Source organism: Zarconia navalis LEGE 11467 (genome assembly GCF_015207075.1).
Taxonomy (GTDB): domain Bacteria; phylum Cyanobacteriota; class Cyanobacteriia; order Cyanobacteriales; family Geitlerinemataceae; genus Zarconia; species Zarconia navalis.
In genome coordinates this window covers 1-13694 of sequence record NZ_JADEXN010000071.1, presented here as the reverse complement: position 1 = coordinate 13694, position 13694 = coordinate 1, and the positions used below count along the sequence as shown (strand labels likewise).

Annotated in this window: 9 protein-coding genes; 2 read left to right on the top strand and 7 right to left on the bottom strand. The window is 49.6% G+C overall.

What is annotated here, in order from left to right:
* Positions 1-64: 64 nt before the first annotated feature.
* The 4 genes from IQ235_RS05800 to IQ235_RS05785 form a co-directional block, all read right to left on the bottom strand.
* Positions 65-994: a calcium-binding protein gene (locus IQ235_RS05800; protein ID WP_264320548.1), complete on the bottom strand. Its 930-nt coding sequence runs from the start codon at positions 992-994 to the stop codon at positions 65-67.
* Between the two features lie 332 nt (positions 995-1326).
* Complete coding sequence (locus IQ235_RS05795; RefSeq protein WP_264320547.1) at positions 1327-3870, bottom strand: two-partner secretion domain-containing protein; 2544 nt, start codon at positions 3868-3870, stop codon at positions 1327-1329.
* A 256-nt stretch (positions 3871-4126) separates the two neighbouring features.
* Positions 4127-5647 (bottom strand): phytoene desaturase family protein, encoded by a 1521-nt coding sequence (locus IQ235_RS05790; RefSeq protein WP_264320546.1) that lies wholly within the window; start codon positions 5645-5647, stop codon positions 4127-4129.
* A gap of 115 nt (positions 5648-5762) precedes the next feature.
* Positions 5763-6857: a hypothetical protein gene (locus tag IQ235_RS05785; protein ID WP_264320545.1), complete on the bottom strand. Its 1095-nt coding sequence runs from the start codon at positions 6855-6857 to the stop codon at positions 5763-5765.
* A 265-nt stretch (positions 6858-7122) separates the two neighbouring features.
* On the opposite strand from IQ235_RS05785, the gene IQ235_RS05780 reads away from it, so the two are divergent.
* Positions 7123-8214 (top strand): DUF389 domain-containing protein, encoded by a 1092-nt coding sequence (locus tag IQ235_RS05780; protein ID WP_264320544.1) that lies wholly within the window; start codon positions 7123-7125, stop codon positions 8212-8214.
* Positions 8215-8272: 58 nt separating this feature from the next.
* Here the strand turns inward: IQ235_RS05780 and IQ235_RS05775 are convergent, their stop codons facing one another.
* Positions 8273-9256 (bottom strand): hypothetical protein, encoded by a 984-nt coding sequence (locus IQ235_RS05775; RefSeq protein ID WP_264320543.1) that lies wholly within the window; start codon positions 9254-9256, stop codon positions 8273-8275.
* A gap of 242 nt (positions 9257-9498) precedes the next feature.
* Positions 9499-10290, bottom strand: coding sequence for a DsbA family protein (locus IQ235_RS05770; RefSeq protein ID WP_264320542.1), 792 nt, complete (start codon positions 10288-10290; stop codon positions 9499-9501).
* 246 nt (positions 10291-10536) lie between these two features.
* Between IQ235_RS05770 and tatC the strand changes: the two genes are divergently transcribed.
* The gene (gene tatC / locus IQ235_RS05765) at positions 10537-11316 is read left to right on the top strand and encodes a twin-arginine translocase subunit TatC (protein WP_264320541.1); all 780 of its coding nucleotides are present in this window, start codon (positions 10537-10539) and stop codon (positions 11314-11316) included.
* Positions 11317-11764: 448 nt separating this feature from the next.
* Here tatC and IQ235_RS05760 read toward each other — a convergent pair.
* On the bottom strand, positions 11765-13694 hold a 1930-nt coding region (locus tag IQ235_RS05760), incomplete at its 5' end, for a calcium-binding protein (protein ID WP_319592549.1).

The window sequence follows — 13694 nt, the reverse complement described above, 5'->3', positions numbered from 1 at the left end:
TAACAACACAGGCAACCCGCGCCTGGGCTGCCCGATCGCGCTCTACCGCAACAACTCGCAGCCTTTAAAACACTTCAAAACTATCAGCAGACAGTGCCAGATTCGGATCGACTTGAGCGAAAGCCACCTCATCTCCGACCGCCTCGGTTGGGTTGTAGTAAATTAAACCCGTCGTCGAATCGTAGATCACCTTAGCCGCACTCGCCCCATCAGCATTACTATCAAATGCAGTCGTCGTGGAGAACTCCGCCGCCGTCAACGAGTCACCCACTTGGGCAAAAGTGAATTGACTCAAGGAAATCTTATCTTCGCCAACGCTGAAGTCGGTAATCGAATCTAAACCGAGTTCGGCTACTGTCGAATTAAAGACACCACCGAAGACAAATCGATCTTCTCCATCACCGCCGGTAATCGTGTCATTTCCGCGATCGCCAGCCATCACGTCATTTCCAGCACCACCGCTGATGACATCGTCTCCTTGACCGCCCAATATCAGATCGTTACCTTCACCGCCAAGCAGGTTGTCATTTCCCTGACCCCCATAGACGGCATCATCGCCACTACCACCGCTGACGACATCATTTCCAAGATCGCCGGAAATCAGATCGTTATCCTCACCGCCATCAACGATATCGTTCCCCTGACCGGCAAAGATCGCATCGCTACCCTCACCACCATCAACCGTGTCATTTCCTTGGTTGGTAAGAATCTGGTCGTTTCCTTGGCTTCCACTGACAGAGTCATCTCCGCCGAGACCGAACACCACATCATTACCTTCACCGGCATCGATGACATCGCCCGTTCCTAAAGCACCGGGTTCGACGCCAGCCGCCACTCCGGCAAGGACTTCATCCAGGGTCGCCGTAGAGATGAGATCGTCACTCGCCCCCCCATTGAGTCGGTTGCTGGTTCCCTGAGACCCTTGAATATCCAAGCCGCCATTTTGGTTAGGTGTCGAACTAACGGGTGTCGTAGGATCTAAAACTTGAGACATATTGACGCACTCCTCGTAAAAGGTTTTATTCTAACCGATCGCTTCCAAAGTGGAGACGATCGAGTGTTGGAAGTCAAATGTTCGATCGTCGCCAAGAGCGTTCTCTTTCGCAATCGATCGATGTTTCAAAGCAATTCTATGTATAAATTTATACATAGAATCTTTGAATTTGGAGTTGAAAACGAATGAGTCTTTAAACTTAGGAGTAGTTTACCGAAAGAATGGCGAGATTGCACGCAAATATTAGAGCGTATTCTCCGTTAAAAGAGGGTAGCACAAACAGATGCAGGGATGCTGTCTGTGGTGTTTGCAAAAATTCGCAAAACTATAGCCTAAAAATGCGATCGCGATCCGCTCGACGAACCACAAAGACGACCTAAAACAAAATCCTCGTCTTCGAGTTGGAAAATTCCTTCAGCTTCGACGATTGCTTCAATTGCTTCAGGTTCGCTCTCGGTCTCCTCTGGAGGATTCGCTTGAGCGATCGTTGGAATGCGATAGGTCGAGAACGGTAAATCGACCGGATCGTACGGTTTGGGGGGCAAACCTCCCCCACCGACGATCGAAAAACGCCCTCGCTGTCGGGTACTTGGAGTCAGGCAACTGCGAGCAAGTGCGGCATCTGGGTCGAGGATATCTGAGGTTAAATTCACCAGACCCCGACTGGGATCGATGTCAGGAGTTTGAATGGTCACCGTACCATCAGTTCCCTGAAAGGAAATAGCCGTGATGTCGCTTTCATTCGTCAGTTCTTCTCGAAATGCCGTGCCGAAGATTCCTTGTGCCGAAATCTGCACTTGACCGCCAGAACTGACTTGAGCGTTTGCCGTAATGTCGCTGTTTTCTAAAGTGACGAAGGTATCGGTATTGATATTGATGTTACCGCCCGTTGCCGTTTCTGTGGCATCGGTTGAAATCTGACTGCCGTTGCGCATTTGCAGGGTATTGGTGTTGAGGATAATGTTTCCTTGTTCTCCAGCCGTGCTGGTAACGATGAGTTGTGCGCCGCGATCGAGTTGAATTTCATCGGCGCGAATTTCTAGGTTTCCGGCTTTTCCCGCACCGAAAAAGCCAACGCTGTTGGCGGAGATATTGGTCCGAGTCCCGCCATCGGGAGCCATTCCACTCAATTTCACCACATCGGCTTCGATCTCGATGCTTCCACCGGCACCTTCACCAAAAGTATTGGCCGCAATAAAAGCACCATCTCGCAAAATCAGCCGAGGGGTTGTCAGGCGTAAATCCCCAGAGTCCCCTCCGGTGATACTCCCAACGGTAATCCCAGTGTTAAACGCAAGATTCGCGCCCACAGCTTCGACTGTGTTCGCACCGCGAAAGTTAGCTTCCTCTGAAGCATTAACAGTCACACTTCCAGCGGAACCCGAACCAATCGCACCGGTGGTGATTAGGGCGCCGTCTCTTAACTCGAGGGTGCCCGTGTCGATCGTTATATTGCCCCCTTCTCCATCCTCAATGGTTGATGAGGAGATCGCCGTTCCCAAAGTAACGAAGGGATTGAGTTGAAGCGGTTGGGCGCGAATCAGGCGGATTTCGTCTGCCTCAACGATGATATCCCCTCCTGAGCCGGAACCGAACGTGGAACTCAACAGCAGTCCGTTATCCCGTAACAGCAACTGAGGCGTGGAGAGAACAACCGCTCCCGCATCTCCCGTGGTATTGCCCCCAGTTACGCTACCCACTAGGGAGGATGCCACTTCAACTTGCTCTGAGGCATTAATCGTCAACCCTCCGGCACTGCCGGTACTCTCTCCCTGCATCCCACTCAGAATCGAGGCGTTGTTGCGAGCTACCAGTTGCGGGGTTTCAACGACGATCGCACCGGTATTTCCCGCGCCGAAGGTAAAATTCAGTAACCCTGACAGAGGAATAGTCCGGCTATTCGGATCTGCAGTCAAGTCTGGCAGCGCCAAGGAAAAATCCCCCGTCCCCATAATTTCCACAGATTCGGTGGTGCGAACAATAATGTTTCCTCCCGGCAAAGAACCCAGGGTCGTGTTGAATACCACCGAGTTGTTCATCTGCAAATTCCGCGCCACCATTTGGAGATCGCCACCTCCAGTGCCGATAAGATCGATACGGGTTCGATCGAGCAGTTGAATGTTGCCAAAATCTGACCCAGTGGCATAATCGAAACTCAAACCGCGATCGCCTGGGGTAAAGTTAACGCTTCCTTCCCGAACGCTGCCCAGTTCGATGCGTCCTGCTGGGGTTGTTTGCGCCTCCTCGAACGAACGACCTCCCGCCACCAGTCTCCCCGCAGAAATGGCGACATTTCCCCCGATTAAGGCGAGTGTTTCTCGGGTGGGGACGACTAAATCCGCGCCAGTAACAGAAATATCCCCTGGATTGGGTGCATTGAACTGCAACCCCACGGGAACGCTTACGGTGAGTAAGGGAGCAGTTTCTCCATCGGGGGTAGCGGAAAACTCACTGCCATCGGCAAAGTCGATCGAGCTTGCACTGGTCGCGACAAAGGAACCCCCTACATCTAATCGCGCGTTGGCACCGAAGAGAATACCTTGGGGATTGAGGAGAAATAAATTTGCCGTTGGGTTAGCCTGAATTAAACCATCGATGTTAGACGTTTGTCCGCCGGTGATGCGGGTAATAATATTGTCGATCGTTGGCGAGGTTTCAAATCGAGCAGTTTCCCCAGTTCGCACGTTAAATTGCTCGAAACTGTGAAATAAATTGCCCCCGGCGGCAGTTCCCCCCGTGATGCGTTGCAGTTCCCCTTCGATATTGACGATCGAATTTTCCGGTAGCGTCGTGTCGGGAACAATTTGCGCCAGTAGAGGATAAGGCGCGACGATCGCACCTCCCATCACCCAAAAAACCATCGATAAGCGTACCATGCTTTTCACTCTCAATCCTTAGAGTGTTCGCACAATCCACGTACAGCAACATCGCCAAAATCCCGATCGCCCGTTGGGGTGGATCGAAAACGATTGCGTGCAGCTTCATGGAGCCATCATATCGCTATATGCAGTTGTGTTAGGACACAAGAGACCTTTGGGAGCAGGGGGAGCAGGAAAGATACGCTTATGTTGGATCGGACTGTCCGCGCCCTCACTGAATACCGTTATACTACTCGATCGCTCTCAATCAGCTCTACACCCCACGCCCGATCGTTTCGAGCAATTTTGCCGTTTGCTCCGGTTTGACTAGGGTATTGGCACAGAGAATGCCCGATGCGGCGACAGCCGGAACCCCAATCCCCGGCATGGTGCTGTCGCCGACGCGATACAATCCCGAAATGGGGGTGTGAGTACTGGGAAACTCCCCTTTTCCCGCCGCGATCGCCGGACCGTAGGTTCCCTGATGGCGGCGCAGAAATCGGGCGTGGGTGAGTGGCGTACCAATTTGTTCGAGGACGATGCGTTCTCGAAGATCGGGAATCACTCGTTCTAAGGCGGCAAATAGGGGTTGCGATCGCGCTTGTTTGCGATCGGCGTAGGTCTCGTCCCGCGTCCATCCGGCGTAGGGTTCGAGGGTATAGGCATGGACGACGTGATGTCCTTCCGGCGCCAAGTTGGCATCCCAAACCGAGGGGATGGAAATCATGCAAGTATTGCCGGGAACGGTAATATCTCGATCGCTGCGATGGACGACGACGTGATGTCCCGTCAGGTTTTCTAAGCCATCCGATCGAATCCCCAGGTGCAAGTGCATGAAACTTTCGATCGCGGGAGTTGCCAAACTTTCCTGGCGGTAGGAGGAGGGTAAATCTTCGGGGGATAGCAGTTGGGTGTAGGTATCCCAAATCGTGGCATTGGAAATAACGATGGGGGCTTCGATGGTTTCCCCAGACTTCAAGCGCACGCCCCGAACCTGCCGATTTTCCACTAAAATACGATCGACGTGGGTTTTGGTGCGCAGTTCTCCCCCCCAACGCTGCAAACCCCGCACCAGCGCATCGACGATCGCCCCACTGCCGCCGATGGGATAGTCGATCTCCGAATAGGTTCGTTCCCCAAACATAAAGGCCACTTCCGGGGCGATGGTTCCGTGGGCGGGCAATCCCGACAGCAAAAAGCACTCCAAATCGATCAGCCGTCGCACCCATGCATCCTTGACGTCGCGATCCATCAACGCCCCCACCGAACTTTGAATCGTGCCGATTTGGGGCAAGAGTTTCAGCAGGGATAACCCGTACCGCGTCAGCAATACCGGCAACAGTTGCCAGTCCGATCGCAAAATAAAGGTGGGAATTTCGCGCAACCCATCGTAGAGTTCCAGCAATCGCCGTTCAAATTTTTCCAGTTCGGCTGCCCCTTGGGGGGTGATTTTGGCGACGGCTTGGCGGTAGCGTTTGCTGTTACCGTAGACGGGGAACGTACCTTCGGGAAAATGGTAATGCCCCAGGGGATCGTAGGGGACGGTGGAGAGAGATTCGCCCAGTACGTCGAGAACTTGTCGCAGGGGATTGAGGCTGTGGCGATCGGCGAGTCCGCAGTAAAATGAAGGCCCCGAGTCGAAGTGAAATCCTTGTTTGGAGAAGCTGTGGGCCGCACCGCCGGGGATGGTATGGCTTTCGCACACCAGTACCCGTTTGCCGTACCGGGCGAGTAATGCCCCCGCCACCAGTCCGCCAATCCCACTGCCGATAACGATTGCTTCGTATTTTGACATTCCCAACCCTCCTTCTTTGCGAAGATAAACTCCAGTACGATAAACGAAATCTGTTGCCGATGGCGAATCGATCGCTCTCCCGTCAAAGTTCTCTAGTTACAGAACCCGAAGAACATCATTTTTGTCGGTCATTTTGCTCTAAAGTTTGGAGAATACCCAAGTATTTAGTCGAAGCGAGTTGAAAGTCTTGCATAAAATCTCTGAGAACTCGATATTTTAAAATCGAGTATTCCTCAGGCTTATAATCTTTAATATTCTGTTCTAAATAGTTTTCCAACTCTTGTAATCTGGTTTCAACTTGAAGCATCAAGGAATCTACTTTGGTTTTTGAGAGTTCCTCTATCCGCCGCTCTAGTTCTGGAGACAAACCTTTTTTTCGCTCGGTTTCTTCTCGACCGCATTCAAAATCCCACGAATTCGAGACAAAAAAGTTGTCGGACAAAGTTTTTTCCTCATCTTCTTCATTATCGATCGAGGATAGTTCGGTTTTGAAAGTTATATCCTCCATCAAGATAATATTATCTTTTTCCTGTTTTTGTACGTGGTTGTAAAAACGTCTAATGGATTGAACGATCGTGCGAGCAACTTCAATATTGTTTTTTGCTTTGTCGAGATAGTAAGCTGCCCCCTCTAGCCGAAATTCTATTTCTTCTAAGGTTTCACAACTATGACAAAATACTCGAACCAGATCGTCAAACTCTTGGTTATTCAGTAAATCCCAGTCTCGAACGGTGCGGTCGAATTTATAATATAGAGCGGAGTGAATTAATACTTTTGCTTGATGTAGATTCGTATTTCTTGAAACCGTGAATTTTAGGTCTACCAAAAAATTTAAATTAAATAAGTTTTGATATTTTATTTTTTGATGATTGTTTTTCAAGTAGATATGAACTTGATTTAAAGAATTGGTTGTATAATTTTGTCTATAAATCGGTCTTAAAATATTTAAAACTTGGTTTGAAAGAGAAAAATAAAGTGATTTTTTATTTATCTTTCCAACAATTCTAATAAACTTAAAATTTAACTCTTCTAGATCGGAAATTTTTTGAAGAAGTCTTTTAATTAGATTTTTTGTATTTACTTTCTGAATTTTTAGAATATTGTTTTCCCACTTGTTCTCGCAAGCACACCAAAGTATTTTTTTTATTCTAACTTGATTGGGATGTCGTTTTATTTTTTCAACAGCTATATCTAGCTTGTTTGTATTCATTATCAATAAAATAATTTAATTTTAGATAATTTATAAATCAAACGAGTCGATATCGGATCGGTTTTAACAAGAGGGAGACAAACAATCGATATCCTTTTTAAATGGCATACCATTAAACGTGAAATTTTAATGAGTGCGAGAAAATCTTCAATGAGTTGCATCCGCAAATGCTCGCGTCGATCGAGTTTATGAGCCTAGAGGATTGCTTTATTGTTAATCTTACTACTAGATTTTTCGTCTGTCCTACAGCCAGCAGAGCTTACCCGTGCCTAAAGTCCCTAAAGAAGAACTTGAAAAACTCCGTCAAAACCTGCTCGAAGATTCTCAATCCGACCTAGACTATATTTTTTTGACCGTTGCGTCTTGTCTGATTGCCACCTGCGGTTTGCTCCTCGGGAGTCCGGCAGCGATCGTCGGTGCCATGATTGTCGCACCTTTAATGCAACCATTGCGGGGTTTAGCCCTCGGTGCGTTAGAAGGAGACTTAGTCTTGTTTCGTCGCAGCACGCTCTCCACCGCACTGGGAGCCTCCATTGCCATCGGTTTATCCTGGCTGGTGGGTCGGGTGGTAGGCATTCCCGAAACCGAATTTAGCGGGGAAATCCTCGCCCGGACTCAACCCAATTTGGTCGATTTAGGAATTGCGATGACCGCTGGTGCCGTGGCGGGTTTTGCCAAGATTCGACCCAAACTGAGCGATGCACTTGCAGGTACGGCCATTGCTGTGGCGTTGATGCCGCCTTTGTGCGTGGTGGGTTTGGGCTTATCCGTTCTGACCCCGCGAGGCTTTGAAGCCAGCCAGGGAGCTTTTATTTTGTATTTGACCAATTTGCTGGGAATTACCCTAGCTTGTATGTTGGTGTTTGTCTGGGGGGGTTATTACATTGAAAATAGCAAAATTACGCGGGCTATCTCGTCAACCGTTGCTCTGACGATCGTTTTATTAGTACCTCTGGCTTTGAGTTTGTGGGAACTTCTGCGACAAGTTCAACTGCGAGCAACCCTAAAAGATATTTTACTGCGACGCACCATTACCGTCGGTCAGCAGGTCGAACTCCTCGATACGAAAATTAATTGGAAGACAGAACCCCCGGAAGTCTATTTGCAAGTTCGAGTGCGACCGAACGACCCCTTAACTCCCCTTCAGGTATCGGAAGTGCAAAAATTGGTCAATCATCAAATGCGGCAGCCGTTTATCTTAATTTTTGATGTCGAGCAAAGTCAAGAAATTCGGGCTGAAGAGCGCGATTTAATGATTCCTCCAGCGATCGCTCCAGTCTCTAGTCCCACTTCACCCACGACTCCAGAACCGCCCCAAGAGCCGATTACAGATCTTGAAGATCCCTCCAATCCTTAATCTTCAATCCCGTACGGTTCTCGCGCCTAACCTAAATGCTGAATCTGAGAGCTAAATACTATAGCTGATAGCTCAGTCCGGCAAGTAATAGCAAGCTTGCTAAAAGACTACCCAAACATCCAATCGCTAAATTCGTCATATTCGATTGACTCGCCGATGCCAAAGCCGTATTGAGATCGGGAGATGTCAAACGCTCGTAGTTTTCAATAGCAACTGTTGTTTCAGGTAAAGATGAAATTAGACTACCGAGAAAGTAATGCAGACCGGCAAAGACTGCGGTTCCAAACACTTTACTCAAAATCGAGGCATACACTTCCGTCCAGGCCAAAAACAGAGAATTTAAAATATAACAGGATGCCACTAAGACGGCAGTTCCCAATAAAAACTGAATCCAGCTCGCTTCGTAATTTTCTTCGTTAATGTCTTCAAATAATTCCGGACGACGAACTTTTAGTCGGCGTTCGTATTGGAAAAAGAGAAAGACACCCACGCAACAGACAATTCCTCCGAAGCCCAGCCAAGGCCAGGTTCTTAGTTGCGTTTGCTCTTCTAAAGGAGTAAATTCAATGACTCCAGTCAAACACCAATAAGCCGTACTCGCAAATACAAACATGACGAATGACATAAATAAATGCCATAGCACTAATCTTTTCTCTTTTAAAATTAACTTCCAGAGAATAGAAACTTTATCAAATTTTCCAAATACTATCCATTTACAAATAACAATAATCGGTGCCACGAAAAACATTAAATAAAGATTAGAAAAATTAGACCCTAATGGAGTGGCAATTCCACCCAGCCGAAATAAGCTTAAAGAAAGAATCATTAAGAACAGCTCGGGATTATTCGTGCTGGCGTTAATCACTAAAGTTCGTTTATCTCTACCTAAATATTTCCCAGCTAGACCCGCTGCCGAGTTCACCATTACATCAGTTGTTTTTGGAATCAGCCACAAACAAAATACAACAGCGATGGCCAATGAAATACTTAAAAAAGTAACCTCATTGGTCAGCTCGTGTAGTTGTATCATTAAATTTTCCATAGCTGTAGTAACATCGGATTGGGGTTAATAACGGATAAACGGAGAATAAGTGGTAAGGCGCGTTGAAGAACACAAGTCTTACATGAAAAGATACGAAAATGGAAAATATCCTATAGATGGGAAGAGAGAAAGACGGTCGGGGAACGATGAACGCAAGAACGATCGACCACTGACTCTTACCTAAAATTACTCACTCGGCCACTCTAAACTTTACTCCCCTTTCACCTTTCGAAATGCTCGTCTCAATTAGCACGGGTGACTCGTTCTAAAGCGGCTTCGAGTTCCGTCAGTTCGATCGCTCCGGTGAGGGTTTCTTCATTGAGAAAGAAAACTGGGGTTCCGGTCAGTCCTAATTCTTCAGCGAGTTTGAGATCTTCACCGATCGCCGTTTCCGCAGCACTACTTTGGCGATCGCGATCGAATTTCTCCCGATCTAAACTCAACTCTTCGGCAATGGCAACGTATAACGCTTCGCCGAGTTCCTCTTGGCGCTCGAACAACGCCGAGTGATACTCCCAAAATTTGCCTTGTTCTGCGGCAGCTTGGGCCGCTTTGGCTGCGGGTAGTGCTTCGGGGTGAATGGATGTCAGAGGTAAATGTTTGTAGGTGAGGGTGACGATGTCGCCGTACTTGGCCATAAACTCATCAATGGTGGCATGAGCTTGCGCGCAGTAGGGACATTGAAAATCTGAAAACTCGATTAAGACGATGTTTTGTTCGGTCGCTCCCTTGGTGGGGGAATCGCCGATGGTCGAGGCGGGATTTTCGAGCAGTTGTTGCAGAAATGCTTGTCTGGCCTGCCGCGTTTTGTTCTGTTTGCTGGCCCGATAGGTTTCCACCGATTCTAGGATGGCCTCGGGGTTGTCGCGGATGATTTGCAGAACTTGCTCTTCCAACTCGGAATCGATAGCAGAACCGTTGTCGGAGCGTGCGGCAGTCGAGCAGCTACCCAATAGGAGACCCAAAACGAGCAATCCGACCCACCAAAGTCTTTGTGGCGGTTTGATTTGAGGTGACACAGACAATATTTTCATCAGCATGTAACAGGATTGGGAGTAGCGAGAACGGCGATGCACCGCAGCTCTTTCGAGAGAGTTGTTGGCGATCGAAGATGGGGAGAACTACGACCAGATCGGGGGCTGGCAGCTAACGAGCATCATACCAGATCCATTTTGAGGGTGGGTCGGCCCGCCCCACCCTCGCGAGACGATATACAATAGTCACACAACACAATCACAATCACGCGACCTTTAAATCACCCCGTTAAGACTCAAAATTCCATGACGGCAACTCCCGAACTCGATAGCGCTCCGGAAAACAGCACGAACCCTTCAGAAGCAGACTATCTCGACGAAGTCCCCGACGATCTCGAGATGTCTTTGTTCGACCATCTTGAAGAGTTGCGGATGCGAATTTTTTATTCGCTGTTGGCGGTTGGCTTGGGTATCGTCGGTTGTTTTGTAGCGGTCAAACCGATCGTTGGCTTACTCGAAATTCCGGCAAAGGGGGTAACGTTTCTCCAACTCGCTCCAGGGGAGTACTTTTTTGTGACCCTAAAGGTCGCCGGTTACAGTGGGTTGGTCGTAGCCAGTCCTTTTATCCTCTATCAAGTCGTGCGATTCGTCCTGCCGGGGTTGACGCGCCGCGAACAGCGACTCCTCAGACCGATCGTCTTGGGTTCGGGTATTCTCTTCTTCCTAGGTTTGTGTTTTGCCTACATCGCCTTGATTCCGGCAGCGCTCAACTTTTTCGTCAGTTATGGCGCGGGGGTGGTGGAACAGCAGTGGTCCATCGATCGATATTTTGAATTTGTCTTATTGCTATTATTCAGTACCGGTTTGGCCTTTCAGATTCCGGTGGTGCAAGGATTGCTCGGACTCCTGGGAATAGTGTCTTCCCAGCAGATGCTTTCGGGTTGGCGGTACGTGCTCTTGGGTGCAGCAGTATTGGGTGCGGTGCTAACGCCTTCCACAGATCCTCTCACCCAAAGTCTTTTGGGCGGTGCGGTGGTGGGTTTGTACTTTGTTGGCACGGGACTGGTCAAACTGATGGGTCGCTAAAAAAAAGTAACCGAAAAAAGTAACCTATATTTCGATCGAATGCATACACGAGCGTATACCCCAATGCATACAGGCTCCAGCCATCCTAGAAATAGGTTAATCCCTGGTACGTGCACCATTCTTCTCCCCTGCCATTCGTGGTGGGGGTTACGTTTTTGGACTCGATCGCCCCAATTGATTTAGAACAAATTCCCGCACCTTCACATAATTTTCATATTGTTTCGCTACTTTAAAGACTGTCCCCCTTTGGTTAGGGGGGGGACCGCACCCAAGTTTGAAGCACCTAGAGATATCTAGGTGCTTTTTTTAAGTTTATGCAGTTGTGGCACTTCCCGTGCCGGGAAAGGGAAAAGGCAGAAAATCTCAGACTCTCTCCCTTTTCCACAGCACCTTTGTTGGATCGAGATCCCAAAAGAGCCGACAGATCGCACGCGACTCTTACTACGCCCTAGATCGTCTGGAAGTTCGTTGCATCCAGGGCGAGATTGCCGCTGAGGAAGACAAGCTGCTCTTCCCCAGAACCAATGATGGTCGTACTCTCAACTTGGTTAATGGTGAGATCCTCGAAGGTCAACCCACCACTCAATGCCAAAAGATCGACGCCGACTTCGAAATCGGTAATGGTATCAATACCATTACCGACCGCGAGAACGAATACATCATTTCCAGCATCTCCGACGAGCAGATCGTTACCGAGATCGCCAAACAGGACATCGTTACCCGACCCGCCTTTGACGGTGTCGTTGCCCTGTCCGCCATAGAGAGCGTCGTTTCCCGAAGCCCCTTCGACGGTGTCATCGCCGGAGTTACCGAAAATCAGATCGTCGCCGCCGCCGCCGCAGAGTTTGTCGTTACCATCTGCTGCCGATCCGGGAATGCCGTTACTGCCGATGAGAGTATCGTTGCCCTGCCCGCCACAAACGGTGTCGTTTCCGAGATCGCCGAGGAGTCGATCGTTTCCTGCTTCTCCCCAGAGAATGTCGTCATCTCGACCCCCTCGACCGGAGTCGTCGCCGTTGCCACCGACGATGCTGTCATTGCCCTGGTTACCTTCGATGACATCATTTCCGTCTAAACCGAACAGGAGATCGTTGCCGGTTACATCCGGATCGGTAATGATGCCGTTACCGCCAATCAGGGTGTCATCGCCGAGATCGCCGACGAGGATATCCCCCTCTTTGTCACCGTAGATGAGATCGTTATTTTTACCGCCGTAAACCAGATCGGCTCCTTTTCCGGCGACGATGAAATCTTCGCCCTCACCGCCTTTGAGAACATCTTCTCCGGCATTCCCAGAAATGAAATCCCGATCGCCGCTTGAATCGGAGGCACTACCGCGACTGCCGAGAATCGTGTCGTTGCCGATTTCACCCATCAGGGTGTCATTTCCTTCGTCCCCGAAGATGCTGTCGTTTTCGCGACCGCCGTGAACGACGTCATCTCCGTCTTCACCCACGAGTAGATCGTTGGCTTGGTTGCCAAAGAGTACGTCCTCTCCCGGACCCCCGTAGAGCATATCTTCGCCATTTGCATCGGGATCGTTGGGATCGCCGTTGCCACCGGTGACGGTGTCGTTCCCCAAGTCTCCACCAACGGTGTCGTTGCCGATATCCCCAAAGACGTCGTCGTTATCTTTACCGCCGTAAGCGAGGTCGTCGTCTTTTCCGGCACGAATCAAATCATCCCCTTGACCGCCTTTAACCAGATCGGCACCCCGATTGCCGAAGAGAGAATCTCGTTCTTCTGAGCTACCGACGGGTTCCATGCTGCCCAGGCTGCCGAGGATGATATCATCGCCGAGGTCTCCCCCAACAACGTCATTCCCTTCGTCACCGAAGAGTTCGTCCCCATCTTTACCTCCCTGAACGGAGTCGTTTCCTTCCCCACCGGTGAGGGTGTCATCTTCCTCATTTCCGTTGAGGTAGTCGTTTCCGGGTCCGCCATCGATGCGATCGGTTCCGGAGAGTTCGGGATCGTCGAGTTGCAGGTTGTCACCGGAGATCGTGTCATCTCCCCGATCGCCGCTGAGTTGGTCTGCTCCTCGATCGCCGCGAATCTCATCGTTATTTTGACCGCCGAAGACCACATCATCTTGCTCGCCGCCAAAAATCAAATCTTCACCGCCGCTACCGGCAATAATATCTCGACCTCGGTTACCAGCGAGGGTATCTCGATCGAGATTCGGATCGGTAGGATCTTCGCTGAAGTTGCCGCCGCGAATGATATCATCTCCTTCGCGACCTTGGATGTTGTCGTTTCCGCTAGATCCCCGGAAATCTTCATTATCCCCACTCCCAACGCGGGTATCGTCTCCCTCGGTTCCCTCTTCAATCCGAGTGTTGGGTAAGTCCGGTTGGGGAATATCGACCGGTGGGAAG